Genomic DNA, 26,287 nt, shown 5'->3' with positions numbered 1-26,287 from the left:
CCTTCATGACCGCCAGCACCCCGCTCAATCCTGCCCTGACGACCTGGACCGGGCATGAGGGCCTGCCTCGCTTCGATCTGGTGAAGGACACGGATTTTGCGCCGGCCTTCGAGGCGGCCTTCAAGGCGCATGAGGTTGAGATCGACGAAATTGCGGGAAATCCTGAGGCGCCGACCTTCGACAACACCGTGATCGCACTCGAGATTGCCGGGGACGAGCTGTCGCGCATCTCCTCGATCTTCTGGAACAAGGCCGGTGCCGACACGAACGAAACCATCCAGGCGTTGGAGCGTGACATCGCGCCGAAAATGTCGCGGCATTACTCCAAGATCGGCATGAATGCCGCGCTGTTCAAGCGGATCGACACGCTCTGGGAAAACCGCGAAGGCCTCGGTCTCGATCTGGAGGCGACGCGAGTGCTGGAGCGGCACTGGAAGGGTTTCGTCAAATCCGGCGCGAAGCTCGGCAAGGACGAGCAGGAGCGGTTGGCTGCGATCAACGAGACGCTCGCTGGCCTCGGTGCCAAGTTCGGCCAGAACGTACTCGCCGACGAGAAGAGCTGGGCGCTCTTGCTTCAGAGCGACGAGGACTTGGCCGGCGTTCCCGATTTCCTGCGCGACGCGATGGCCGCCGCCGCCGCTGACCGTGGCGAAAAGGGCAAATATGCGGTGACGCTGTCGCGCTCGATCATCGAACCGTTCCTGACCTTTTCCGACAATCGCGAGCTTCGCGAACAGGCGTTCCGCGCCTGGATCGCCCGCGGCGAAAATGGCGGCGAAACCGACAATCGTGGCCTCATCGGCGAAACCCTGGCGCTCAGGGCCGAGAAGGCCAAGCTGCTCGGTTACGACAACTACGCGGCGCTGAAGCTCGACAACACCATGGCCAAGACACCTTCAGCCGTGAACGGCCTGTTGATGCAGGTCTGGGAAAAGGCGGTTGCCCGCGCCCGCGAGGAAGAGGCCGATCTTGCCAAGCTGGTCGCTGCAGAAGGGCGCAATCATGACGTCATGCCGTGGGACTGGCGCCACTATGCCGAAAAGCTGCGCGCCGAAAAATTCAACTTCTCGGAAGGCGAACTGAAGCCCTATCTGCAGCTCGAAAAGATCATCGACGCCTGCTTCGATGTAGCCCAACGGCTGTTCGGTATCACTGCGACCGAGAAGAAGGGCATTGCCGGCTATCATCCTGACGTGCGCGTTTTCGAGATCCGCGATGCCGGCGGAAAGCTGGTGGCGCTGTTCCTCGGTGACTATTTCGCACGGTCGTCGAAGCGGTCCGGCGCCTGGATGAGCTCGTTCCAGTCGCAGCACAAGTTGACCCTCAAGAACGGTGCCGTCGGCGAGCTGCCAATCATCTACAACGTCTGCAACTTCGCCAAGCCCGCCGAGGGCAAGCCCGCACTGCTGTCGCTCGACGACGCGCGCACCCTCTTCCACGAATTCGGGCACGCTTTGCATGGCATGCTATCCAACGTCACCTACCCCTCGGTGTCCGGCACGGGCGTCTCGCGCGATTTCGTCGAACTGCCGTCGCAGCTCTACGAACATTGGCTGACGGTGCCCGATATCCTCAAGCGCTATGCGGTGCATTACCAGACGGGCGAGCCGATGCCGGAGGCGCTGCTCGACAAGGTGCTTGCCGCACGTACGTTCAACTCGGGTTTCGCGACGGTCGAGTTCACCTCGTCCGCCCTGGTCGACATGGCCTATCACACGGCGGAAACGCAGAGCGAGCCGATGGCGCTCGAGGCGGCGACGCTCGACAAGATCGGCATGCCCCGGTCGATCGTCATGCGCCACCGCAGCCCGCATTTCCTGCACGTGTTCTCCGGTGACGGCTATTCTGCCGGCTATTACTCCTACATGTGGTCGGAAGTCCTGGATGCGGATGCGTTTGCCGCCTTCGAAGAAACTGGCAATCCCTTCGACCCCGGCATGGCCAAAAAACTCAAGGACTACGTCTATTCGGTCGGCGGCTCGATCGATCCGGAAGACGCCTACAAGCGGTTCCGCGGCAAGCTGCCGAGCCCGGATGCGATGCTCGCCAAGAAGGGCCTGGCGGCCTGAGGCGCGCGGCGGGTTTATCGCGCCATTTGGCGCGATCGGCCCGCCCAAAGCGCCCGCGCTGTCTCGCAGGCTGCCTCGAAGTCCGCGGCATTGCCGAGGCTGAGAAGGGCTGCCGCTGCCGTGGTGACGATCGTCGTCTCGGCGCGTTCGTCGCGGGCCGCTCCCGTCCAGACCGCTTCCCAGTATTCGCGGGTGCTGAGGCCAGTGCGCGCTTCCGCCGGTGGCGTCGGCAGGGCCGGAATGAAGAGATCGGCGGCCTCGCCCCCGACCAGGCGAAACAATGGTGTCTGGCGATAGGGCGTAAACTCCGCATGGTCACGCGTATTGCCGAGGATCGTCAGCTCCTTCACGTCGAGCAAAAGCGCAATGTCGCGGCTCAGGGTTCGGGCTGCGGAATTGGCAACCCCAAGCAGGCTCGTGCGCGCGCCTGTGGGGTTGGTGAGGTGCACGGCGGAACCAAGCGGGATGCGCATTTCCATCAGCCCATAGAGGCCGAGCAGGCGGTAGATCTGCGGTGAAAGTGCCGGTAGCGGCAGATAGGCGATCCCGGTTTCTTCCAGCGCCATGTTGGCCTCATCGAGCGAGGAGCAAACGGCTATGCCGGCGCGGGCGGCGGCGATTTCGAGTTTGCCACGCTCCGTGCCCTCCTGACCATAATGGCCGTGCAGCATGACGCGGTAGCCGGCGCTTGCCACCAGCCTTGCTGCGTGCAGGAACCAAGGTGCGGTCTTCAGCTTCGGCGAGAGATAACACGGCCAGTCGAGGTCAGCCGTGCCCTTGCCGGCCGAAACCGCGCCGACATGGCGGCGGATCGCCCTGACGAAGCCGGCGATCTCTACGGCGGTCGCGCCGCGATATTGCAGCGCCGCCATCAGGGCGCCGACCTGAACAGGATCCGCCTCTCCGGCAAGGATGATTGCCAAGGCATCTTCCGCTTCCGCTTCGCTCAGCGGACGGCTGCGGCCGGCACCGGTGCCGATGGTCGCGATGCTGCGGGCGAGTCGGCGTTGAGGGGCAGCATCGTCGCCGATCCGCGCCAGCTTGGCGGCAAAGGCTTCGGGTGTCGGCTCGCCGTCCAGCATCAGGCTTGGTCGAACTGAGAGCGGCGGCGCTGTAATCAGCCCTGCCCCCTCCCAGCCGCTATGCCCCTCAGGGCTGGCCGCTGTGGCCGGGCCTGCTCGTTCGAAAAGCGCCTCCGTCTCTGCGGCAAGGGCGCGCACCCGCAGTCTCAGTGTTTCAGCAAAAGGCGTTGGTCGCAGCCCGTGTCCTGTGCGCAGGAAAAGCGGATCGCCATACTCTTCGCGCAACTGGGACAGCAGCCGGCTCATTGCGGAGGGCTGCAATCCGACGCCAGCGGCGGCACGGCTGACGCTGTTTTCCCGCAACAGTGCATCGAGCGCCAGCAGCAGGCGCAGCCTGCTCATATCGGTCTGCCGTTCGTGCGAGGGTAAAGACGCCTGCGCTTGAGCCTTCATCGCTGTCGTTCCCTCAAACATGAGTCGGGCATATTCGAAGCCGGTGTTTTGCGCTCGCTCACATTTAGAAGCGTTCTAAAACAGCGTCGTTGTCACCCGTGTCGCCAATAACTAAGTGGACCGTAATACTCAAGTTATTTGTGGGGACAAAGATGAGCATTGAGGCACGCGGCCTGGTCGAAAAAGGCATCGAGCTACACACATTCGCGTTACCGGTTTGGCGCAAGTCCGCTCAACGGTCGTCGGGTCGTCGTCGGCGCTTTGTCTACGCCTGCCTTGCCGGCACGGCGCTGACGGTGCCGATGGAAGCGCAGGCGCAGAAAGCCAAGGACAAGGGGAAAGACACGGAGCTCGAACAGATCGTCGTCACCGCGACGGGCTTCGAGCAGAACGTCAAGGATGCCCCGGCGAGCATCACCGTGGTCACCGGCGAAGAGCTGGAAAAAGGCTCGTTCCGCGACCTGACCGATGCGCTGCGCGATGCTCAGGGCGTTGCGGTGACCGGCGTTGCCAATGAGCGCGATATCTTCATTCGCGGCCTGCCGGGGTCCTACACGCTGATCCTCGTCGACGGTAAGCGTCAGAGCACGCGCGACGCCCGCACCAACGGCAACTCCGGTTTCGAACAAAGCTTCGTGCCGCCGGCGGCCGCGATCGAGCGCATCGAAATCGTGCGCGGGCCCATGTCGTCGCTCTATGGCTCCGATGCCATGGGCGGTGTCATCAACATCATCACCCGCAAGGTCTCCGACACCTGGAACGGCTCGATCACCACGGATGCGACGGTGCAGCAGCATGCGCGCTACGGCAATTCCGGCCAGCTGTCGTTCTATGCCAACGGCCCGATCCTGAAGGATACGCTCGGCATGCAGATCTGGGGGCGCGGGCTGAAGCGCGGCGAGGACACGTTCCTGTCCGGCATCACCGGCGCCCGCGAGCACGACCTGACGGCACGGCTTGCCTATACGCCGAACGAGGACCACGACTTCTACCTCGAGGGAGGCACGGCAAGGCTTCGGCGCGAAGCCAATGTCGGCAACACGATCGAGACAGGTCCAAGGGCCGTCAGCACCTACAACGACAATGATCGCGATCACTGGTCGTTTTCCCACACCGGGCGCTGGGGACCGACCACGTCCGATTTCTCGATCCTGCAGGAATGGGCAGAGCGGCGGAACTACAACTACAATGCGACGCAAGTCCGCTTCGACAAGCAACCGCGCGCGCCCGAGGTTCGCAACACCGTCATCGACGGCAAGTTCACGACGCCCTTCGACCTCGGCGGCGGCCACACGCTTGTCACCGGCGGGCAGTATTTCGAGGCGCGTCTGTCAGACCAGAACCCCGGACGGCGCACCGGTCTCACCGAAAAATTCTCGGCGACACAGTGGGCGCTGTTTGCCGAAGACGAATGGCGCATGCTCGACAATTTCGCGCTGACGGGCGGCTTGCGCCTCGACCACCACGAGGAATATGGCTACCACCTCAGCCCGCGACTTTACGGTGTCTGGGACGCGACCGACAGCCTGACGGTCAAGGGCGGCATCTCCACCGGCTTCCGCGCGCCTGATATCCGCAGCATCGCTCCGGGCTATGCCTACACGACCGGCGGCGGCGGTTGCTCCTATGGGCCGGCCGGCACCTGCGGCGTGATCATCGCCGACCCGAACCTGAAGGCCGAGTCGAGCACGAGTTATGAAATAGGTGCGGTCTGGGATAATGGCGACGTCATTCTCGGCGGCACCTATTTCTACACCGACTTCAAGGACAAGATCTCCAACTCGCTGGTGCTCGATGCCGCGGGCAATCCGGTGCGCTGGAGCGAGGACCCGAACTACCGGCTCTGGTACAACTACAATATCGACGATGCCGTCATTCAGGGTGTCGAACTGACGGCGACCTGGAACGCGACGGCGGATCTGACGCTTCGCGGCAGCTACACCTACACGCAGTCGGAACAGATGACCGGAACCTATGCCGGCTTCCCGCTGGCCCGTACGCCGGAGCATATGGCCAATTTCAGGGCTGACTGGTTCACCCCGGTCGAGGGTCTGGAAGCCTGGACCTCGGTCAATTACCATGGCGAGGAGATCGCCGCCGGCGCGCGCATCGGCACCAACGGCAAGCCAGTGACGATCAACGGCCAGCAGGGTCGGAAATACGACGCCTACACCACCGTCGATATCGGCACGAAATATGCGCTCGGCGAAGGTCTGACGCTGAATGCGGCTGTCTACAACCTTCTCGACAAGACGGTCGAGCAGACCGACTTCAACACAGTGATGGAGGGGCGCCGTTTCTGGATGAGCCTGACGGCGACGTTCTGAGGCAATTCGCCGAGGTCCCTGCCCCGGTTACGGACGGCGCCCTCGCGGGCGCCGTTTTCGCTTTCAGCCGGCCTGCTCTACGCCAAGGGTCGCGAGAAAGTTCTGCATCCGCTTTACGGCAAGGTCCGGCCGATCGAGCACATTGGCCTGGTCGGCAAGCCGGAAGATGTCGGCATAGTGAAGCAGGCCACGGGCCGACTGCATGCCTGCCGGCATGGTGAAATGGCTCTGGTGGCCGTTCAGCCAGGCGAGGAAGACGACGCCGGCCTTGTAGTATTGTGTCGGAGCCTCGAAGATCTTGCGCGACAGTGGCACCGTCGGCTCGATCACGCCGCGGAAGGTGGCCACATCGCCCCTGGCCAGGGCCGCGAGCGCCTTGGAGGCCGAAGGTGCCACCGCATCGAATATGCCGAGAAGCGCGTGGCTGTATTTTTCCCCGTCGCCCTCGATCAGTTCCGCATAGTTGAAATCGTCACCGGTGAAGCAAAGCACGCCTTCCGGCAGCCGGTTGCGGAGCACGACTTCTTTCGCGTTGTCGAGCAGCGAGATCTTGATGCCTTCGACCTTGTCTCGGTTGGCATCGATGATCGACAGCACGGCATCGAGCGCCGCATCGAAATCGTCGGCTCCCCAGTAACCCCCAAGCTGTGGATCGAACATGTCGCCGAGCCAGTGCAGCACCACCTTGCCCTTCGTCTGGCGCAGGATATGGCCATAGACGTGACGATAGTCGTCGGGCGAGCGGGCGACGCGGGCGAGCGCGCGGCTTGCCATCATGATGGCGCGGCCGCCCTCACCCTCGACGAAGCCGATCTGTTCCTCATAGGCGGCAATCACATCGTCGAGCGAACGGGCATCGGCCGGTGAAAGGTGATCGGTGCCGGCGCCGCAGGCAAGATCGGCCCCCGGCACGGTTCGGGCTTCTGCGAGCGAACGGCGGATCAGTTGCTGCGCGCCAGGCCAGGCCAGGCCCATACCGCGCTGGGCCGTGTCCATCGCTTCGGCGATCTTGAAGCCCAGGCCCCAGAGATGATGGCGGAAGGCCATCGTCTGCTCCCAGTCGATGGCGGCATTGCCCCAGGGATCGGCATCGCGGAGCGGATCGGAGACCACGTGGGCTGCGGCATAGGCGATGCGGCTGAAGGTCGGTGCCGACTTCGGCCGCTCGATCGGCGTTCCGGCAAGCCGGTATTGCTCGAGTGAACCATCTTGGCGTGGCAACGTCAGGCTTGTCATCGGCTTTCGTCTCCTCCTCGGACCGTTGCATTCGAATAATTTAGATCGTTCCAAATTTCAAGCAGCATTTCTCGCCATCGTCTCGCGAAGCGTGGTCATCGATCAGTAAGAGTGGCGCTAACGTCACGATAAGCCGTTGTAAATAGTCAATGTTATCTTAAGTACCAGCATTCGAAGATCACGGATAATGTCGCGGATGTCCCTGCTTCCTTGGTCAGTCTTGACCGATAACATCGCGCCAAAAGCAAATTCCTCTTGACGAATTTGGAACGTTCCAATTATGAATGTGAAAAATAGAGCACGTTTGGGAGGATGCTGTGGTCAAGGAACGGGTAACGGTGGTCGATATTGCCCGCGCAGCCGGCGTGTCGAAGTCGACCGTGTCGCTCGTCCTGCAGGGCAGCTCGCTGGTCAATGAAGTCACGCGCGCCAAGGTCAACGCGACCATTCGTGAGCTTGGCTATGTCTACAATCGCAGCGCCGCCAATTTGCGCCAATCCAAGTCGAAGATCATCGGCATCGTCGTCAACGATCTGACCAACAGCTTCTTTGCCGAGCTGGCGGTGGGCGTTGATACCGTCGTGCAGTCGGCCGGTTTCGTCCAGTTTCTCGCCAACACCAGCGAAAAGATCGAGCGCCAGCGCGAGGTGGTGGCCTCGATGCGCGAGCATGGGGTTTCCGGGCTGATCATTTCGCCGGCGCGTGGCACCGAGGCGGCCGATCTGGCGCCGCTGGTCGAGAGCGGCATTCCCGTCGTGCTCGTCGTTCGCGATATCGCCGATGCCGGCGTTTCGTCACTCACGTCCGACAATCATGCCGGCGCCATGGCGGCCGTGCGCCACTTGATCGACCGCGGGCATCGACGCATCGCCTTCCTCGGCGGGTTCCCGGATACGGCAGTGTTCGAGGCGCGCATGCGCGGATACCGCGAAGCCTTGCTTGAGGCCGGGCTCGATGCGGCAGACGGGCTGGTCATCGGTTCGGCGCCATCGCGCGCCGGCGGCGTGACGGCGATCGAACAGGCGATGATGCTTTCCGACAGGCCGACGGCCGCACTTTGTTTCAACGACGCGGTCGCCTTCGGCGTCTGCGACGGACTGCGGGCGCGGCGGCTGGAGCCGGGCGCCGACTTTGCCGTGATCGGTTTCGACGACGTGATCGAGGCGAAGACCGCGGTGCCGGCGCTGACGACCGTGTCGGTCGATCCGCAGGGCATGGGGCAGCGGGCGGCGGAATTGCTGCTGAAGCAGATCAATGCGGGAAGGGCAGAGGCAGAATCGATCATCGGTTCGGTGCGTCTCGTCGTTCGCCAGAGTTGCGGTGCTGCGATCGAGCGCAAAACGAGGGAGGCATTGTCATGACAGGGTGGGGTCTGATCGGCGCAAGCACGATCGCGCGCGAATGGGTGATCGGCGCAATCCGCGCGACGGGTGGCGAGGTTATCTCGGTGATGAGCACCAGCGCCGAGCGCGGTGCTCTCTATGCCACGGAAAACAGCATCGGCAAGTCGGTGACGTCGGTCGAGGACCTGGCTGGTGATCCCGATGTCAAAGCCGTCTATGTCTCGACCACCAACGAGCTACACCGCGAGCAGACGCTGGCGGCCATCCGCGCCGGCAAGCATGTGCTGTGCGAAAAGCCCCTGGCGATGACGCTTGAGGATGCGCGCGACATGGTTGTTGCGGCGCGCGAAGCCGGCGTGGTGCTGGCCACCAACCATCACCTGCGCAACGCTGCCGCCCACCGGGCGATGCGGGCCGCTATCGCCGAAGGCCGGATCGGCCGGCCGATTGCCGCAAGGGTCTTTCATGCCGTCTATCTGCCGCCGCATCTGCAGGGCTGGCGGCTGGAGCGGCCGGAAGCCGGCGGCGGCGTCATCCTCGACATCACCGTGCACGATGCCGATACCCTGCGCTTCGTGCTCAACGACGATCCGGCCGAAGCCGTCGCCATCAGCCATAGTGCCGGCATGGGCAAGGCGGGGCTGGAAGACGGCGTCATGGGCGTCCTGCGCTTCCGTTCCGGCGTGATCGCTCAGTTCCACGACGCCTTCACCACCAAATTTGCCGAAACCGGGTTCGAGGTGCATGGCACGGAGGGCTCGCTGATCGGCCGCAATGTCATGACGCAGAAGCCGGTCGGCACCGTCACCTTGCGCAACGCCGAGGGCGAAAGCCTGCTGCCGCTCGATCCGGCCAATCTCTATGAGACGGCGCTCACCGCCTTCCATGCCGCCATCGAAGGCAACGGCCAGCCGTCGGCAACCGGCGAGGACGGTGTCTGGTCGCTGGCAACCGGGCTTGCCGTCGTCAAGGCGGCGGCGACCGGCCAGGCCGTGGCGATCGAAACGGGACTTTGAGTTGATGTCGATGAACAAGCATATTTCACCCGCTGAAGCCGCCGCTCTGATCCCCGATGGGGCGGTCGTTTCGGTCTCGTCCTCGAGCGGCCTTGGCTGCCCGGACCTGATGCTGAAGGCGATCGGCGAGCGCTTCGAGGCGACCGGCCATCCGCGTGACCTGACGACGCTGCACCCGATCGCCGCCGGCGACATGAGCGGCATCAAGGGTGTCGACTATATCGCCAAGAAGGGGCTGTTGAAGAAGATCATCGGCGGCTCCTACCCATCAGGTCCGTCGAGCGCCGAACCGCCTGTGATCTGGCAGATGATCGGCGCCGACGAGGTGGCCGCCTACAACGTTCCCTCCGGCATCCTGTTTGACATGCACCGCGAGGCGGCGGCCAAGCGCCCCGGCGTCATGACCAAGGTCGGGCTCGACACCTTCGTCGACCCGTCGCGTGAAGGCTGCGCCATGAATGCTTCCGCCGCAGCCGAACCGGTGGTCAAGAAGGTTTCCTTCGAAGGCGAGGACTGGCTCTACTTCAAGGCGATCGCGCCTCAGGTGGCGATCATCCGCGCGACCACGGCGGACGAGCGAGGCAACCTCACCTATGAACATGAGGGCGCTTATCTCGGCGGTCTCGACCAGGCGCTGGCCGCCCGCAACAATGGCGGCATCGTCATCGCCCAGGTCAAGCGCATCACCAAGGAAGGTTCGTTGAAGCCGCACGACGTGCGGGTACCCGGCGTGCTCGTCGATTATGTCGTCGTCGATCCCGACCAGAAACAGACGACGCAGACGCTCTATGATCCGGCCATCTCCGGCGAGATCTTCCGCCCGCTCGACAGTTTCCGCGTGCCGGAATTCAACATCCAGAAGGTGATTGCCCGCCGGGTGGCGCAGGAACTGCAGACGGGAAGCGCCGTCAATCTCGGCTTCGGCATTTCGGCCAACGTGCCGCGCATCCTGCTCGAGGAAGGCCTGCATGGGGCCGTCACCTGGGTGATCGAGCAGGGGGCTGTCGGTGGTGTGCCGCTCCTCGACTTCGCCTTTGGCTGCGCCTCGAACGCTGACGCTTTCATGCCCTCGCCATACCAGTTCACCTACTTCCAGGGGGCGGGTTTCGATGCCTCGCTGCTGTCCTTCCTTGAGATCGATCGCAACGGTTCGGTCAATGTCTCGAAACTCTCCTTCCGTCCGCATGTGACAGCCGGTGCCGGCGGTTTCGTCGACATCACGGCGCGGGCGAAGAAGATCGTCTTTTCCGGCATGTTCAATGCCGGCGCGAAGCTTGCCGTCGAAGGTGGCAGACTGGTGATCGACAAGGAAGGCAAGCTGAAGAAGCTGGTCAACGAGGTCGAACATGTCACTTTCTCAGGCCGTCGCGGCATCGAGCAGGGGCAGGACATCACCTATGTCACCGAGCGCTGCGTGATGAAGCTGACGCCCGAGGGTGTGATGCTGACCGAGATCGCGCCGGGTGTCGATCTGCAGACGCATATCCTCGACCAGTCCGAGTTTCCGCTTCTCGTGTCCGATCAGCTGAAGACCATGGATGCGGCGCTGTTCCACGAAGCGCCGATCAGCCTGACATTGCCGGCAAAGCCTGCCCGCACGCTCGGGGGAGGCGCCCGTGTCTGAGGATCGCATCCGGATCGCCATCGACGGCTCGATCGCGACCATGACGGTTGCCCGTCCCGAAAAGCTCAATGCGTTCGATATCGACATGCTGAAGGCCCTGGCTGGCGCCTGCGACACGGTCGAGGCGAACCGCGAGGTCCGCGTGCTGATCCTGACGGGTGAGGGCAAGGCATTTTCGGCCGGCGGCGATATCAAGGCCTGGGGCGGCATGGATGCGGCCGCCTTCGGCCATGACTGGGTGCGCTTCGGCCATCGCGTCTTCGAACGGCTGGCAACGCTCAGAATGCCCGTCATTGCTGCCCTCAACGGCCATGCGCTCGGCGGCGGCCTGGAACTGGCCGCGGCAGCCGACATCCGCATCGCCGAAAGCCAGATCAGGATCGGCCTGCCGGAAACGAGCCTCGGCATGGTTCCCGGCTGGTCGGGGACCCAGCGTCTCGTCACCCGCTTCGGCGCCCAGATCGTTAGGCGCATGGTCCTCGGCGGCGAGATGTTTACGGCCGAGACGGCGAAAGCCGAAGGCCTGGTCGATGCCGTCGTCGAGACCGGCACGGTGATGCAGGCCGCGCGGGACTACGCCGCGCGCGTTGCCAAGCGCGGTCCGGCCGCACTCGAAATTTCAAAGCTGATGATCGCTTGCGCTGACGGCGAGGACAAAGGTGCTGCGGTCGAAGCGCTCGGCTCCATCCTCGTCGCCAAGACCGGCGATCTCAGGGAAGGCGTCGCCGCTTTTACCGAAAAGCGCGAAGCCCAGTTCAAGGGAGAATGGTAATGACGGTTCTGGTGAGGCCCAAGGCACTCAACGATCACAAGGTGCGCACGTTCCAGATGCTGATCGACGGCAAATGGGTCGACAGCGCTGACGGACGTACCATCGAGCGCGTCGCACCGGGCCACGGTGTCGTCGTCAGCCGATATCAGGCGGCCTCCGGCGTCGATGCCGAACGGGCGATCGCCGCCGCCCGCCGCGCCTTCGACGATGGTCCCTGGCCACGCATGACGGCGTCCGAGCGGTCGCTGGTCCTGCTCAAGGCGGCAGATATGATTGCCGCGCGCGCCGACGAGCTTGCCTTCCTCGATGCGATCGAATCCGGAAAGCCGATCAGCCAGGCCAAGGGTGAGCTTGGCGGCGCTGCCGATATCTGGCGCTATGCCGCAGCCCTTGCCCGCGATCTTCACGGCGAAAGCTACAATACGCTGGGAGACGGCACGCTCGGCGTCGTCCTGCGTGAAGCGATCGGCGTCGTTTCGATCATCACACCGTGGAATTTCCCGTTCCTGATCGTCAGCCAGAAGCTGCCTTTTGCGCTCGCCGCCGGCTGCACGACGGTGGTCAAGCCTTCCGAAATGACCTCCGCCTCGACGCTGGTGCTCGGCGAAATCCTGGAAGCTGCCGGCGTGCCGGCCGGTGTCGTCAACATCGTCACCGGCACGGGTCCGGAGGTCGGCGCGCCGATGACGACGCATGGCGATGTCGACATGATCTCGTTTACCGGCTCGACCGGCGTCGGCCGTCTGACGATGGCCAATGCCGCGCAGACCTTGAAGAAGGTGTCGCTCGAACTCGGTGGCAAGAACCCGCAGATCGTCTTTCCCGATGCCAACCTCGACGAGTTTATCGACGCGGCGGTGTTCGGCGCCTATTTCAACGCCGGCGAATGCTGCAATGCCGGTTCGCGGCTGATCCTTCATCGCGATATCGCCGACGAGGTGACGGCGCGCATCGCGGCGCTCTCGGCCAAGGTGAAGGTCGGCGATCCGCTCGACCCGGAAACCCAGGTCGGGGCGATCATCACGCCGCAGCACCTGGAAAAGATTGCCGGCTATGTTTCTGCCGCATCGAAGGACGGTGCAGCGGTCGCTCATGGCGGCGAAACGCTCGATCTCGGCATGGGTCAGTTCATGGCGCCGACCATTCTTTCTCAGGTTCGGCCCGACATGGCCGTTGCCCGTGAAGAAGTTTTCGGGCCGGTGCTGTCGGTGCTGACCTTCGAGACCACCGACGAGGCCATCCGTATTGCCAATTCGATCGACTACGGTCTTTCGGCCGGCGTCTGGAGCCGCGACTTCGACACCTGCATGACCATCGGTCGTCGCGTGCGCGCGGGCACGGTCTGGATGAACACCTTCATGGACGGTGCCTCCGAGCTGCCCTTCGGCGGCTATCGCCAGTCCGGCCTCGGCCGCGAACTCGGCCGCCATGCGGTTGAAGACTACACGGAAACCAAGACGCTCAACATGCATATCGGCGCGCGCACCGGTTGGTGGATGCCGCGCTAATTGCGGGATGTGAGGAGACGGATGATGAGGGCAGGGATCGCAACAACGAAACGGGACGAGGCGCCATCGCGCGCCGCGGGCCTGTCGTTGTCGTGCGCCTCGGCCCGGTATCTACCAGTTGGCGGGGATCTGCGGAGAAAGCAGCAGCTGCAGCTTGCTGACGTCGGTTTCGCCGCCGATACGCTGCAGCAGCACGCGGCCCATGTCTTCGCCGGTGGCCGTCAGGTCCTCGTAGATCGTCTCCACCTGGGGCTGGATCGCGCCCAGCAAGTGCGACGTCTGCTTGGCGACGATGTCATATTCGTTACCGAGCGTCAGTCCGCAATCGCTCATGCCGGTAATGGTGGCAAGAGCGCAGACCTCGCCGCCGCACATGAAACTGTCAGGCGGGTCGGCCTCGGTGTAACGCTGGCGCACACGGTCGCGAATGTTGCCGGCGGGGCTGTCGAGATCGATGCCGGAGAGGATTTCGTAGGCGCAGCCCGCCTCGCGCACCGCAGTCATGAAGCCGTGTTGCAGATGGCCGGTGAAGGTGAAGCCGGCCGGGCCGCTGATCAGCGCCGGCTTGCGGCGCCCCTTGGCGATCAGGCGGCGGGTTGCCTGATAGGCGAAGGTGAAGTTGTCGTAGTCGACATAGGCGTGCGGCGTCGAAAGCTCGGTGCGCCCGTGGGTGACGAACGGAAAGCCGATCTCGGACAACACCATGACACGCGGATCGAGCGGTTCGGTGCGCGAAAAGATCACGCCGTCGGCCATGCTGTTGCGGGTGATGTAGTTGACCGCCTCGACATTGGTGGTGTTGAGGAAGTTCGGCATGACGATCACATGGTAGGACGTGCCCTGCAGCGCCTTGGATATGCCGCTCATGATCGAGGTGCCGTAGCCGAGGATTTCCTCGTGCGGGTCGAGCAGAACGGCAATGACGTTGGTGCGGCCGGTCTTCAGCCGCTGGGCGGCGCGGTCGGGCGAGTAGCCGATTTCGATCGCCACCTCGCGCACCCGCCTGCGCGTCTCGGCGGAAATCTGCGGCGCTTCGGCAAGCGCGCGCGAAACGGTGGTGACCGCAAGTCCGGTGATCTCGGCGATCGTGCGAAGGGTCGGCTTGCCGCGTCGGGCGGCCAGGCCATTGTCTTCGGAACGGGCGGGCTTGGAGGGATCGGCCAATGCTAGTCATCCTCAAGGCGGTCAAGAGCGGCTTTTGTAACGTGGCACGAACGCTTAGGCAATCGAATCATGAAAACGTTTTAAATCTTGCGTCGCGGCAAGGATTGCTGCACTGCGAAACGTCTGAAGCTGTATATAAGTCAGTAAATTCAATTGCTTCTTGAGGTGGAGAAGCGCACGCGTGCGGAATGCTTGACTTGCTGAATTTATAACGTTTTAAATTGGCCAGCCGCCGCCTTAGGCGGTGCGATATCCGAGGCGGGAGGAGGTTCCGCTTCGATAACTTGCAAACGGGAGGATAACGATGCGCAAGTTGATGAAGACGACGGCTGTTGTGGCGCTGATGATGGCGGCCACGGCCGCGCGCGCAGCAGAGAACGTGGAAGTGCTGCACTGGTGGACATCCGGTGGCGAAGCTGCCGCGCTCGACGTCCTGAAGAAGGACCTCGAAGGCAAGGGCATTTCCTGGACCGACATGCCGGTCGCCGGCGGTGGCGGCACGGAAGCGATGACCGTGCTTCGCGCTCGCGTCACCTCGGGCAACGCCCCGACCGCGGTGCAGATGCTCGGCTTCGATATTCTCGACTGGGCCAAGGAAGGCGCGCTCGGCAACCTGGACGAGACCGCATCCAAGGAAGGTTGGGACAAGGTCATCCCGACGGCCCTGCAGCAGTTCTCGAAGTATGACGGCCACTGGATCGCCGCTCCGGTCAACGTGCACTCGACCAACTGGGTGTGGATCAACAAGGCAGCTCTCGACAAGGCCGGCGGCAAGGAGCCGACGAACTGGGAAGAGCTCGTCGCGCTCCTCGACAACTTCAAGGCTCAGGGCATCACGCCGATCGCCCATGGCGGCCAACCGTGGCAGGACGCGACGATTTTCGACGCTGTCGTGCTCTCGCTCGGCACCGATTTCTACAAGCAGGCCTTCATCGACCTCGACCCGGCAGCACTCGGTGGCGACAAGATGAAGGAAGCCTTCGACCGCATGACGAAGCTGCGCTCTTATGTGGACGACAACTTCTCCGGCCGCGACTGGAACCTTGCTTCGGCAATGGTCATCGAGAACAAGGCCGGCATGCAGTTCATGGGCGACTGGGCCAAGGGTGAATTCCTGAAGGCGAAGAAGGTGCCTGGCACCGATTTCGTCTGCATGCGCTACCCGGGCACGCAGGGCTCCGTCACCTTCAACTCCGACCAGTTCGCGATGTTCAAGGTTGCCGATGACAAGATCCCGGCTCAGCTGCAAATGGCATCGGCGATCGAAAGCCCGACCTTCCAGTCGGCGTTCAACGTCGTCAAGGGTTCGGTTCCGGCCCGCACCGACGTTCCGGACACGGACTTCGACGCTTGCGGCAAGAAGGGCATCAAGGATCTCGCCGAAGCCAACACCAACGGCACGCTGTTCGGTTCGATGGCCCATGGCCATGCCAATCCGGCTGCCGTCAAGAACGCGATCTACGACGTCGTGACGCGCGAGTTCAACGGTGAACTGACCTCCGACGAGGCAGTCAAGGAACTCGTCGCCGCCGTTGCGGCTGCGAAGTAACGGGCAAGACCCGGTCCGGGACGCGAAACAGGCGTCCCGGACACCCATTCTGACATGCAAGCGTCTTTCAAGCGCCGCGTTTCACCGCGGACGCGAGGAGGCGTTTTGATACCAAGAACCTGCGTGGATGCCGTACCGGGGAGGGTCCCCGATGGCTGAGCGCCAGAAGTGGTGAACGTTCATGGATAACCGCAGTCGCCTGCAGGACCTGATACCGAAACTGGTCCTTGCCCCGAGCTTCGTTATCGTCCTGATCTTTGTTTATGGCTTCATCGCCTATACCGGCTTCCTGTCGATGACGGACAGCAAGATGCTGCCGTCCTACAATTTCGTCGGTTTCAGCAATTATCAGAAGCTCTGGGCCCTGCCGCACTGGTGGCGGGCGGTGAGCAATCTGGCGATCTTCGCCTCGCTCTACATCGTCATCTGCTCGGTGCTGGGGCTTGGACTGGCAATCCTGCTCGACCAGAAGATCCGGGCGGAAGGCTTTTTGCGGCCGATCTATCTCTATCCGATGGCGCTGTCGTTCATTGTCACCGGTACGGCCTGGAAGTGGTTCCTCGATCCCGGCATCGGCCTTGAAAACACCATGCACCTCTGGGGTTGGGAGAGCTTTTCGTTCAACTGGATCAAGGACCGCAACTACGCCATCTACTGCGTGGTGATCGCGGCCGTCTGGCAATCGACCGGCTTCATCATGGCGATGTTCCTTGCTGGTCTACGCGGCGTCGACAACGAGATCATCAAGGCGGCGCAGATCGACGGCGCACCGACGTCGACGATCTACCGGCGGATCATCATTCCACTGATGCGGCCGGTCTTTCTTTCCGCCTTCGTCGTTCTCGCGCATCTCGCGATCAAGGCCTACGACCTGATCATCGCGCTGACGGGCGGCGGGCCGGGCCAGGCCACCGAACTGCCGGCGACCTTCATGTATTCCTACACCTTCACCCGCAACCAGATGGGCATCGGCGCCTCGTCGGCCATCATCATGCTGGTGATGATCTTCTCGATCATCGTTCCCTATCTCTACTCCGAAATCCGCGGAGGAAAACGCTCATGAGCGCCCCCAGCCCAGACAATGTCATCTCGCACAACCGCCTGATGCGGGCGCTGATCTACACGATCCTGATCGTCTTTGCGCTCTATTCGCTGCTGCCGCTCTACGTGATGCTGGCCAATTCGCTGAAGCCGCTCGACGAGATCCGCCAGGGCGGCATGCTCAACCTGCCGCAGACCCTGACCTTCGAGCCCTGGCTTCAGGCCTGGTCGAAGGCGCAGATCGGGGTGCAGCCGACGGGCCTGAAGCCGTTCTTCATCAACTCCATCCTGATGGTGGTGCCGGCTGTCGCGATCTCGACGATCATCGGTGCACTCAATGGCTACGTGCTGACCAAGTGGCGCTTCCCCGGCGCGAACATCTTCTTCGGCATGCTGCTCCTGTCGTGCTTCATCCCGTTCCAGATCGTGCTGATCCCGATGGCGCGCGTGCTGGGGATCATCGGCCTTGCCGGCTCGATCTGGGGCCTGATCTTCGTTCACGTGATCTACGGCCTCGGCTTCACCACGCTCTATTTCCGCAACTACTACGAAGCCTTCCCGACGGAGCTCGTGCGTGCCGCACAGATCGACGGCGCCAGCTTCTTCCAGATCTTCTGGCGGATCATGCTGCCGTCATCCGGCCCGATCATCGTCGTCTCGGTCATCTGGCAGTTCACCAATATCTGGAACGACTTCCTGTTCGGGGCGTCCTTCTCCGGCGCGTCCTCGACGCCCATGACGGTGGCACTCAACAACCTCGTTTCGTCGTCGACCGGGGTCAAGGAATACAACGTTCACTTCGCGGGCGCGATCCTCGCCGCCCTGCCAACGCTCATCGTCTACATCGTGTCCGGCCGCTACTTCGTGCGCGGGCTGATGTCCGGCGCCGTGAAAGGATAAGCCCATGTCGTTCCTCAAAATCAGCAACCTGCGCAAATCCTACGGCTCGCTCGAGATCCTGAAGGACATCAATCTGGAGATCGACGAAGGCGGCTTCCTCGTGCTGGTCGGCCCGTCGGGTTGCGGCAAGTCCACGCTGCTCAACACCATTGCGGGCCTGGAGCCGATCACCTCGGGCGAGATCGCCATCAATGGGCGGTCGGTTGCCGATCTGCATCCGTCGAAGCGCGACATCGCCATGGTGTTCCAGTCCTATGCGCTCTATCCGAACATGACGGTCGCCGGCAACATCGCCTTCGGCATGGAAATCCGCGGCGTGCCGAAGGACGAACGCGAGAAGGCAATCAAGCAGGTCGCCGACATGCTGCAGATCGGCCATCTGCTGGATCGAAAACCCAGCCAGCTGTCCGGCGGCCAGCGCCAGCGCGTCGCCATGGGCCGTGCGCTCGTTCGCAACCCGCAGGTCTTCCTGTTTGACGAGCCGCTGTCGAACCTCGACGCCAAGCTGCGTGTTGACATGCGCACGGAGATCAAGCGCCTGCACCACCGGATGAAGACGACGATCGTCTACGTCACCCACGACCAGATCGAGGCGATGACGCTCGCAACCAAGATCGCGGTGCTGAAGGACGGCGTGCTGCAGCAGTTCGGAACGCCGGCAGAGATCTACAACAACCCGTCCAACATGTTCGTCGCCGATTTCATGGGATCGCCGGCCATGAACCTTCTGACCGCGCGGATCGAAAAGAACGGCGCCGATGTTGCCGTCACCCTGGCGCGCCCGAACGCCGAGCCGATGAAGCTGACCGTGCCGCATGCCAGCGGCGCGCTTTCCGGCTATGCCGGCAAGGACGTCGTCTTCGGCATTCGCCCGGAGGCGCTCACCGACCCTGACGGTGCCGACCGCAATGCCAAGGCGATCGTCGAGGGCGAATGCCTGATCGAGGTGGTCGAGCCTGCCGGTTCGGACACGTTTGCGGTCACCCGGCTGGGCGGCAAGGAAGTCGTTGCCCGCCTGCGTGCCGATGCGCGCATCGCGCCCGGCCAGACGTCGCAGCTCGCCTTCAATCTCGACAAGGCGGTGTTCTTCGACCCTCAGACGCAGCAGCGGATCGCGTAACGAACGATGCAGCAGCCGGATATCGTCATCATCGGGTCGGGCATTGGCGGTTCCACCGTGGCGGCGGGACTTGCCGGCTCCGGCGCGCGCATCGTCATCCTCGAGCGCGGCGAACGTCTGCCCGACACGCCGGAAGCGCGCAGCTACAGCTCGATCTTCGTCAAGGGCCATTTCAGGCCGAAGGAGATGTGGCGCGAGGCTGACGGCACTGAGTTCAATCCGGGGAATTTCTATTTCGTCGGAGGCAACTCCAAGCTCTTCGGCGCGGTGCTGCTGCGCTACCGCGCCGAGGATTTCACCGAGATGCAGCATCTCGGCGGCATCTCACCGGCCTGGCCCTTTGCCTATGACGAGCTGGAGCCGTGGTACGGCAAGGCCGAGCGATTGTTCGAAGTTCGCGGCGAATTGGGCGACGACCCGACTGAGCCGTTCCATGCCTCGCCCTATCCTCACGGCCCGGTGCCGGACGAGCCGGCCATTGCCCGCGCCCGCGCCGAGTTGAAGGCGCAGGGGCTCCATCCGGCGACGTTGCCGCTCGGGGTCGACATCGACACCTGGCTTGCCGGCGGGCGCACGCCCTGGGACGGGTTTCCCAACACCGGCAAGGGCAAGAAGGACGCCGAGACCGCGTCGCTGGCCGCCGCGCTGAACGACCCCAATATCGAGCTGATCACATCGGCGCATGTCGACACGCTGGAGGCAGGTCCGAGCGGCCGGATCGAGGCGATCCATTACACCCATCGGGGCGAGAAGAAGCGGCTGTCTCCCAAGCTGATGATCCTGTCAGCGGGCGCGATCAACTCGGCTGCGCTCCTGCTGCGTTCTGGCGACGGCAAGGGGCTTGCCAATACCTCCGACCAGGTCGGCCGCAACTTCATGAACCACAATTGCAGCGCCATGCTGGCGATCAATCCGTTCAAGCGAAACGACAGCATCTACCAGAAGACTTTGATGCTGAACGATTATTACCTGACCGGTGGCAGGGACGGCCTGCCGCTCGGCAATGTCCAACTGCTCGGCAAGATCAACGGCGACATCCTCAAGGCCAATGCGCCGATGTGGGCGCCGCGTTTCGCGCTTGACTTCATGGCCGGCCACGCTGTCGACTGGTACATGATGACGGAGGATCTGCCGAACCCGGAAAGCCGGATCATGGTCGACGGCCGGGGCATCATCATGCAGTGGCGGCGCTCCAACATGGAGGCGCTCTCCGGGCTCGAAGCCAAGATGCGTGGGCATTTCAAGGCCGCGGGCTATCCGATCGTGCTGTCCCAGGCCTTCGACAAGCGCACGCCGTCGCATCAGTGCGGCACGGTCCGAATGGGCACCGATCCGGCAAAGGCGCCGCTCGACGTCTATTGCCGCGCTTTCGACCATCAAAACCTTTTCGTCGTCGACGCCGGCTTTCTGCCGACCTCGGCCGCCGTCAACCCGGCGCTGACGGTAGCGGCACAGGCGTTGCGCGTCGCCGACCATATCGTTGCCAAGGAGCTCACAGCATGACGACATCGGCGCGTCCCGTTGCGATCGTGACCGGTGGCCGGCGCGGCATAGGTCTTGGCGTTGCCCGTGCGCTGGCGCGTGACGGCTTCGATATCGCGCTGACCGGCCTTGGCGCCGCCGACCAGACGACGGAAGCGACGCTTGCCGAGCTGTCGGCTGGGGGAGGCCGCGCCATCTATCTCGAAGCCAATCTCGCCGATGTCGGCGCGCATGCCGGGACCGTCGAGCGTATCCGCAAGGACTTGGGCCCGATCCGCTGCCTCGTCAACAACGCCGGCATCGCCTCCGTCGTGCGCGGTGACTTCCTCGATCTGCAGCCGGAGAATTTCGACACGATCGTTGCCACCAATCTGCGCGGCACGGTGTTCTTCACGCAAGCGGTGCTGCGCTCGATGCTGGCCGACGAGCCCGGCGCGGCGACACGCTCGATCATCAACATCACCTCGGTTTCGGCGGCCATGAGTTCGCCCGAGCGGCTCGACTATTGCATGAGCAAGGCCGGTCTTGCCGCCTTCAGCCAGGGACTTGCCCTGCGACTGGCCGACACCGGCATCGCCGTCTTCGAGATCCGGCCGGGTATCATCCGGTCCGACATGACCGCCGGCGTTTCGGCGAAGTACGACGCCCTGATCGACGGTGGTCTCGTGCCGATGAAGCGCTGGGGTGAACCCGAGGACATCGGCAATATCGCCGCCAGCCTTGCCGGCGGAAAATTCGGTTTTGCCACCGGCTCGGTCATCCAGGCGGATGGCGGCCTGTCGATCGGAAGACTCTAGGAAAAGTGCAGTCATTCATCAGCTCGCACGGGCGAGCAAAGTTCGGGTTTGTCACGTCGGAAATTTGGATCGTTCCAAATGGTCGGGCCGTGGAGGAAGACAGCAAATGACATACGACTACATCATTACCGGCGCCGGCCCCGCGGGCTGCGTTCTCGCCAACCGCCTTTCCGAGGATCCGTCCGTGCGCGTGCTGTTGCTGGAGGCGGGCGGCGGTGACTGGAACCCGCTGTTTCATATGCCGGCCGGTTTTGCCAAGATGACCAAGGGCGTTGCCAGCTGGGGCTGGGAGACCGTGCCGCAGAAGCACATGAAGGGCAGGGTGCTGCGCTATACGCAGGCCAAAGTCATCGGCGGCGGCTCGTCGATCAATGCCCAGCTCTACACCCGCGGCAATGCCGCCGATTACGACCTCTGGGCATCGGAGGACGGGTGCACCGGCTGGGACTATCGCAGCGTTCTCCCCTATTTCAAGCGCGCCGAAGACAACCAGCGTTTTGCTGACGATTATCATTCCTATGGCGGGCCGCTCGGCGTCTCGATGCCCGTGGCGACACTGCCGATCTGCGATGCCTATATCCGCGCCGGCCAGGAGCTTGGCATTCCCTACAATCACGATTTTAACGGTCGCCAGCAGGCGGGCGTCGGCTTCTACCAGCTGACGCAGCGCAATCGCCGCCGATCGAGCGCGTCGCTTGCCTATCTCTCGCCGATCAAGGATCGCCGCAATCTGACTGTGCGTACCGGCGCGCGCGTCGCCCGGATCGTGCTCGAGGGCACTCGTGCCGTCGGCGTCGAAGTTGTCACGGCCAAGGGCAGCGAGACCATTCGGGCGGAACGCGAGGTTCTGGTCACTTCCGGCGCCATCGGCTCGCCGAAGCTGCTTTTGCAGTCGGGCATCGGGCCGGCGGATCACCTGAAATCGGTGGGCGTTGGCATCAAGCACGACCTGCCTGGCGTCGGCGGAAACTTGCAGGATCATCTCGATCTCTTCGTCATTTCCGAATGCACCGGCGACCATACCTACGACGGCGTCGCGAAACTTCATCATACGCTCTGGGCGGGGCTGCAATATGTGCTGTTCCGCTCCGGTCCAGTGGCATCCTCGCTCTTCGAGACCGGCGGCTTCTGGTACGCCGATCCCGACGCCCGCTCGCCGGATATCCAGTTCCACCTCGGCCTCGGCTCCGGCATCGAGGCCGGCGTCGAAAAGCTGAAGAACGCTGGCGTGACTTTGAATTCCGCCTATCTGCATCCGCGCTCGCGTGGGACTGTGCGGCTATCCGCAGCCGACCCGGCCGCAGCCCCGCTGATCGACCCCAATTATTGGGAAGACCCGCACGATCGGAAGATGTCGATCGAAGGGCTTAAGCTCGCCCGTGAGATCATGCAGCAGGCTGCACTCAAGCCGTTCGTGCTGGCCGAACGCTTGCCGGGCAATAGCGTCGTCTCGGATGAGCAGTTCTTCGATTATGGCTGCGCCAATGCCAAGACCGACCATCATCCTGTCGGTACCTGCAAGATGGGCACTGACGCCATGGCCGTGGTCGGGCTCGATCTGAAGGTGCGTGGGTTGGAGGGGCTTCGCGTCTGCGACAGTTCGGTCATGCCGCGCGTTCCCTCTTGCAACACCAATGGGCCGACGATCATGATGGGCGAAAAGGGCGCCGACATCATTCGCGAGCGCCAGCCCCTGCCGCCGGCGATCTTCGCCCATGAACGAAACGATACCAGGCCGCGCGCCCGCGCCGATATCCGCTGAGGAAAATCATGATCCGCCACTGTGTCTTCATTTGCTTCCGTCCGGAGATTTCGGCGGAGGAGAAAACGTCGATCTTCGCCGAGATCGCCGGGCTGAAAAGCCGGCTTCCCGGCCTTCTTGCGACCCATGAGGGTGCCAATGTCAGCCCGGAGATCGGTATGGACAAGGGCTATGCCGAAGGCTTCATCGTCGACTTCGCCGATGCCGGCGCGCGCGATGCCTATCTCGCCGATCCGGAGCACCAGAAGACCGGCGCGAAGATCGTTGCAGCCGCAGAGGGCGGCATCGACGGCATCTTCGTCTACGACCTCGAAATCCCGGATTGACGGATATGGCAGATTTCGATGCGCGTGCCTTTCTCACCACTCTTTTCGAGGCGGCCGTGCGTGCTGCCGACCCTTATGAGGCGATCCGTGCGCATCTGCCGGAAAAACCGAAGGGGAGAACGGTCGTCGTCGGGGCTGGCAAGGCCGCAAGCCAGATGGCGGCGGCCTTCGAGAAACTGTGGGATCCCCCGCTGACGGGCACTGTCGTTGCCCGCCACGGCCCGATCGAGCCCTGCGAGCGCATTCGCGTGCTGCAGTCCGCCCATCCGGTGCCGGATGAGGCGGGCCTGCGGGCGTCTGAAGAACTGATAGGCCTGGTTCGAGGCCTGACGGCTGACGATCTGGTCGTTGCGCTGATCTCAGGCGGTGGGTCGTCGCTGCTGCCGGCGCCGCCGGAGGGGCTGACGCTTGCCGACGAGATCGCGGTCAACCGGGCGCTGCTTGCCTCCGGCGCGCCGATCTCTGCGATGAACGTCGTGCGCAAGCATGTGTCGCGCATCAAGGGCGGGCGCCTGGCTGCAGCCGCCGGTCCGGCCCGTGTTGTCACCCTCGTCGTCTCCGACGTGCCCGGCGACAATCCGGCTTTCGTCGCCTCCGGCCCGACGGTGGCGGACGGCTCGACAGTGAAGGAAGCGCTTGAGATCGTCGATCGCTATGGCATGGTCCTTCCCGAAGGCGTGATGGCGCATCTGCGATCCGAACGAGCGCATGCGCCCGATCCATCGGATGCGATTTTCCGCAGGCACGAATGCCATGTGATCTCTTCGGCGAGCGTCTCGCTGCAGGCGGCCGCGGGCAGGGCTAGAGAGTTGGGCGTCGAGGCCCGCATTCTGTCGGATGCCATCGAAGGCGAGGCGCGGGATATCGGCCGCATGCATGCCGCTCTGGCGCGTGAAGTCGCGCTGCGCAATCGGCCGTTCGAAAAGCCGGTCGTGCTCCTGTCCGGCGGCGAGACGACGGTGACGATAACAGGCAAGGACTACGGCAAGGGCGGCCGCAACAGCGAATTGCTGCTGTCGCTGGCGCTCGACATCGAAGGGCTCGACGGGGTCGACGCCCTGGCGGCGGACACCGACGGCATCGACGGATCCGAGGACAATGCCGGTGCCTTTGCCGATGGCAAAAGCGTTGCCCGCATGCGGGCTGCGGGCGCCGATCCGCGCGCGCATCTGGCCCGCCACAATGCCTGGTCGGCATTTTCGGCGAGCGGCGATCTGTTCGTACCCGGTCCGACCGGAACCAATGTCAATGACTTCAGGGCGATGCTGATCCGTTAGGGCGCAAGCGCGCGCTGGGACGCTAGCCGGATTCAGCTTTGAATCGGAAAATGCGACACCGCCGCCGACGATCTCGGCGGCGGTGTCGTTTTGTTTTACTTGGCGCGCTTCAGCGCATCGCCGAGGATCGAGACGATTTCTCCGAAGTGATTTTCGTCGGCGATCAGCGGGGGCGAGAAGGCGATGATGTCGCCGGTGACGCGGATCAGCAGGCCCTTTTCGAAGCAATCGACGAAGACGTCATAGGCGCGGGCGCCGATGGCGCCGTCGCGCGATTGCAGCTCGATGCCGGCGATCAGGCCGATGGTGCGGATGTCGATGACATAGGGCAGGCCCTTCAGCGAATGCATCGCGTCGTGCCAGGCGTCCTGCAGATCGGCGGCACGGGTCATCAGGCCTTCGTCGCGGTAGATATCGAGCGTGGCGATGCCGGCGGCGCAGGCGGCGGGGTGACCGGAATAGGTGTAGCCGTGGAACAGCTCGATTGCGTTTTCCGGACCGTGCATCAGCGCGTCGTGGACCTTGCGGCTGGCAAAGACGGCGCCCATCGGGATCGCGCCGTTGGTCAGCCCCTTGGCAGCCGTCACCATATCAGGCGTCACGCCGAAGAAGTCGGTGGCAAACGCCGCGCCGAGGCGACCGAAGCCGGTGATGACCTCGTCGAAAATCAGGAGGATGCCGTGCTTGTCGCAGATGGCGCGCAGGCGTTCGAGATAACCCTTCGGCGGGATCAGCACACCGGTCGAGCCAGCAACCGGCTCGACGATGCAGGCGGCGATGGTCTCGGCGCCGTGCAATGCCACCAGCCGTTCGAGATCGTCGGCAAGCTCGGCGCCGTGCTCGGGCTGGCCCTTGACGAAGGCATTCTTCGCGGGATCGTGGGTGTGGCGCAGATGGTCGGAACCGGGAAGCTGCGGGAAGACGCGGCGGTTGTTGAGAATGCCGCCGACCGAAATGCCGCCGAAGCCGACGCCGTGATAGCCACGCTCGCGGCCGATCAGGCGCGTGCGGGTGCCCTGGCCGATCGCGCGCTGATAGGCGATCGCCATCTTCAGCGCAGTGTCGACCGATTCAGAGCCCGAGCCGGTGAAGAACACGCGATCGAGCTTCTGGCCTTGCGGGCCTGGTGCGATCTCGGCGAGGCGTTCGGCAAAGTCGAAGGCGATCGGGTGGCCCATTTGGAAGGAGGGCGCGAAATCCATTGTCGTCAGCTGGCGTTCGACCGCAGAGGCGATCTGGCGGCGGCCGTGACCGGCGTTGACACACCAGAGGCCGGCAGTGCCGTCGAGGATCGTGCGGCCATCGGTGCTGGTGTAGTGCATGCCCTCGGCCGATGCGAGCAGGCGCGGGGCCGCCTTGAACTGCCGGTTGGCGGTAAAGGGCATCCAGTAGCTGTCGAGTACCGGGGCGTTGGGCTTGGTGTGCTGGTTCATGGCATCCTCCTGAGGTCGGCGATTGACGCCATGATTTGAATTGCCAAACAAGTCCTTTTCTGATGT

At 63.4% G+C, this 26,287-nt stretch carries 20 protein-coding genes; 16 read left to right on the top strand and 4 right to left on the bottom strand.

The features are described 5' to 3' along the window. The first annotated feature begins 5 nt into the window (after positions 1–5). The gene (locus LPJGGPFB_RS01560; RefSeq protein ID WP_173418426.1) at positions 6–2,069 is read left to right on the top strand and encodes a M3 family metallopeptidase; all 2,064 of its coding nucleotides are present in this window, start codon (positions 6–8) and stop codon (positions 2,067–2,069) included. A gap of 14 nt (positions 2,070–2,083) precedes the next feature. On the opposite strand, the gene LPJGGPFB_RS01555 is transcribed toward LPJGGPFB_RS01560, so the two are convergent. Then, complete coding sequence (locus LPJGGPFB_RS01555; RefSeq protein ID WP_234902752.1) at positions 2,084–3,493, bottom strand: glycosyl transferase family protein; 1,410 nt, start codon at positions 3,491–3,493, stop codon at positions 2,084–2,086. A 353-nt stretch (positions 3,494–3,846) separates the two neighbouring features. On the opposite strand from LPJGGPFB_RS01555, the gene LPJGGPFB_RS01550 reads away from it, so the two are divergent. Further along, positions 3,847–5,871 carry a TonB-dependent receptor domain-containing protein gene (locus LPJGGPFB_RS01550; RefSeq protein WP_234902837.1) on the top strand — a complete coding sequence of 675 codons (2,025 nt, stop codon included), beginning with the start codon at positions 3,847–3,849 and terminating at the stop codon, positions 5,869–5,871. Between the two features lie 63 nt (positions 5,872–5,934). Here LPJGGPFB_RS01550 and LPJGGPFB_RS01545 read toward each other — a convergent pair whose 3' ends face one another. Next, on the bottom strand, positions 5,935–7,107 hold the full coding sequence (locus tag LPJGGPFB_RS01545; protein ID WP_173418423.1) for a dihydrodipicolinate synthase family protein: 1,173 nt from the start codon (positions 7,105–7,107) through the stop codon (positions 5,935–5,937). Positions 7,108–7,424: 317 nt separating this feature from the next. On the opposite strand from LPJGGPFB_RS01545, the gene LPJGGPFB_RS01540 reads away from it, so the two are divergent. The 5 genes from LPJGGPFB_RS01540 to LPJGGPFB_RS01520 are packed head-to-tail and all read left to right on the top strand — an operon-like array spanning position 7,425 to position 13,370. Next, positions 7,425–8,468, top strand: a complete 1,044-nt coding sequence (locus tag LPJGGPFB_RS01540; RefSeq protein WP_173418422.1) for a substrate-binding domain-containing protein — start codon at positions 7,425–7,427, stop codon at positions 8,466–8,468. Beyond that, positions 8,465–9,466, top strand: coding sequence for a Gfo/Idh/MocA family protein (locus LPJGGPFB_RS01535; RefSeq protein WP_173418421.1), 1,002 nt, complete (start codon positions 8,465–8,467; stop codon positions 9,464–9,466). The genes LPJGGPFB_RS01540 and LPJGGPFB_RS01535 overlap by 4 nt, the downstream gene beginning before the upstream one ends. 4 nt (positions 9,467–9,470) lie before the next feature. Beyond that, positions 9,471–11,090 carry an acyl CoA:acetate/3-ketoacid CoA transferase gene (locus tag LPJGGPFB_RS01530; protein WP_173418420.1) on the top strand — a complete coding sequence of 540 codons (1,620 nt, stop codon included), beginning with the start codon at positions 9,471–9,473 and terminating at the stop codon, positions 11,088–11,090. Then, on the top strand, positions 11,083–11,862 hold the full coding sequence (locus tag LPJGGPFB_RS01525) for an enoyl-CoA hydratase-related protein (RefSeq protein ID WP_173418419.1): 780 nt from the start codon (positions 11,083–11,085) through the stop codon (positions 11,860–11,862). The genes LPJGGPFB_RS01530 and LPJGGPFB_RS01525 overlap by 8 nt, the downstream gene beginning before the upstream one ends. Further along, positions 11,862–13,370 carry an aldehyde dehydrogenase family protein gene (locus LPJGGPFB_RS01520; protein ID WP_173418418.1) on the top strand — a complete coding sequence of 503 codons (1,509 nt, stop codon included), beginning with the start codon at positions 11,862–11,864 and terminating at the stop codon, positions 13,368–13,370. Before LPJGGPFB_RS01525 ends, LPJGGPFB_RS01520 begins: the two co-directional genes overlap by 1 nt. A 111-nt stretch (positions 13,371–13,481) precedes the next feature. Here the strand turns inward: LPJGGPFB_RS01520 and LPJGGPFB_RS01515 are convergent, their stop codons facing one another. Beyond that, positions 13,482–14,534 carry a LacI family transcriptional regulator gene (locus LPJGGPFB_RS01515; RefSeq protein ID WP_173418417.1) on the bottom strand — a complete coding sequence of 351 codons (1,053 nt, stop codon included), beginning with the start codon at positions 14,532–14,534 and terminating at the stop codon, positions 13,482–13,484. A gap of 304 nt (positions 14,535–14,838) precedes the next feature. Here LPJGGPFB_RS01515 and LPJGGPFB_RS01510 point away from each other — a divergent pair, with 304 nt between their 5' ends. From LPJGGPFB_RS01510 to LPJGGPFB_RS01470, 9 genes are all read left to right on the top strand, one after another. After that, a complete protein-coding gene (locus tag LPJGGPFB_RS01510) occupies positions 14,839–16,083 on the top strand; it encodes an ABC transporter substrate-binding protein (RefSeq protein WP_173418416.1) in 1,245 nt (414 codons plus the stop codon). 181 nt (positions 16,084–16,264) lie between these two features. Further along, positions 16,265–17,146: a carbohydrate ABC transporter permease gene (locus tag LPJGGPFB_RS01505; RefSeq protein WP_173418415.1), complete on the top strand. Its 882-nt coding sequence runs from the start codon at positions 16,265–16,267 to the stop codon at positions 17,144–17,146. Next, positions 17,143–18,024, top strand: coding sequence for a carbohydrate ABC transporter permease (locus tag LPJGGPFB_RS01500; protein WP_173418414.1), 882 nt, complete (start codon positions 17,143–17,145; stop codon positions 18,022–18,024). Before LPJGGPFB_RS01505 ends, LPJGGPFB_RS01500 begins: the two co-directional genes overlap by 4 nt. Positions 18,025–18,028: 4 nt before the next feature. Then, the gene (locus LPJGGPFB_RS01495; protein ID WP_115418910.1) at positions 18,029–19,144 is read left to right on the top strand and encodes an ABC transporter ATP-binding protein; all 1,116 of its coding nucleotides are present in this window, start codon (positions 18,029–18,031) and stop codon (positions 19,142–19,144) included. 6 nt (positions 19,145–19,150) lie between these two features. Next, complete coding sequence (locus LPJGGPFB_RS01490; protein ID WP_173418413.1) at positions 19,151–20,647, top strand: GMC oxidoreductase; 1,497 nt, start codon at positions 19,151–19,153, stop codon at positions 20,645–20,647. Then, entirely contained in the window at positions 20,644–21,423 is a 780-nt protein-coding gene (locus tag LPJGGPFB_RS01485; protein ID WP_173418412.1) for a 3-ketoacyl-ACP reductase, read from the top strand. The genes LPJGGPFB_RS01490 and LPJGGPFB_RS01485 overlap by 4 nt, the downstream gene beginning before the upstream one ends. A gap of 106 nt (positions 21,424–21,529) precedes the next feature. Beyond that, positions 21,530–23,185 carry a GMC family oxidoreductase gene (locus LPJGGPFB_RS01480; protein WP_173418411.1) on the top strand — a complete coding sequence of 552 codons (1,656 nt, stop codon included), beginning with the start codon at positions 21,530–21,532 and terminating at the stop codon, positions 23,183–23,185. Positions 23,186–23,193: 8 nt separating this feature from the next. Then, positions 23,194–23,511 carry a Dabb family protein gene (locus LPJGGPFB_RS01475; protein ID WP_173418410.1) on the top strand — a complete coding sequence of 106 codons (318 nt, stop codon included), beginning with the start codon at positions 23,194–23,196 and terminating at the stop codon, positions 23,509–23,511. A 5-nt stretch (positions 23,512–23,516) separates the two neighbouring features. Beyond that, positions 23,517–24,788 (top strand): glycerate kinase type-2 family protein, encoded by a 1,272-nt coding sequence (locus LPJGGPFB_RS01470; RefSeq protein WP_173418409.1) that lies wholly within the window; start codon positions 23,517–23,519, stop codon positions 24,786–24,788. A gap of 95 nt (positions 24,789–24,883) precedes the next feature. On the opposite strand, the gene aptA is transcribed toward LPJGGPFB_RS01470, so the two are convergent. Next, a complete protein-coding gene (gene aptA, locus LPJGGPFB_RS01465) occupies positions 24,884–26,221 on the bottom strand; it encodes an omega-aminotransferase AptA (RefSeq protein ID WP_173418408.1) in 1,338 nt (445 codons plus the stop codon). Between the last annotated feature and the right edge of the window lie 66 nt (positions 26,222–26,287).

This window comes from Ensifer adhaerens (assembly GCF_013283195.1).
Classification (GTDB): Bacteria; Pseudomonadota; Alphaproteobacteria; order Rhizobiales; family Rhizobiaceae; genus Ensifer; species Ensifer adhaerens_G.
Note: the sequence above shows the minus strand (reverse complement) of the source record. Positions and strands in the feature narration are given on the sequence as shown.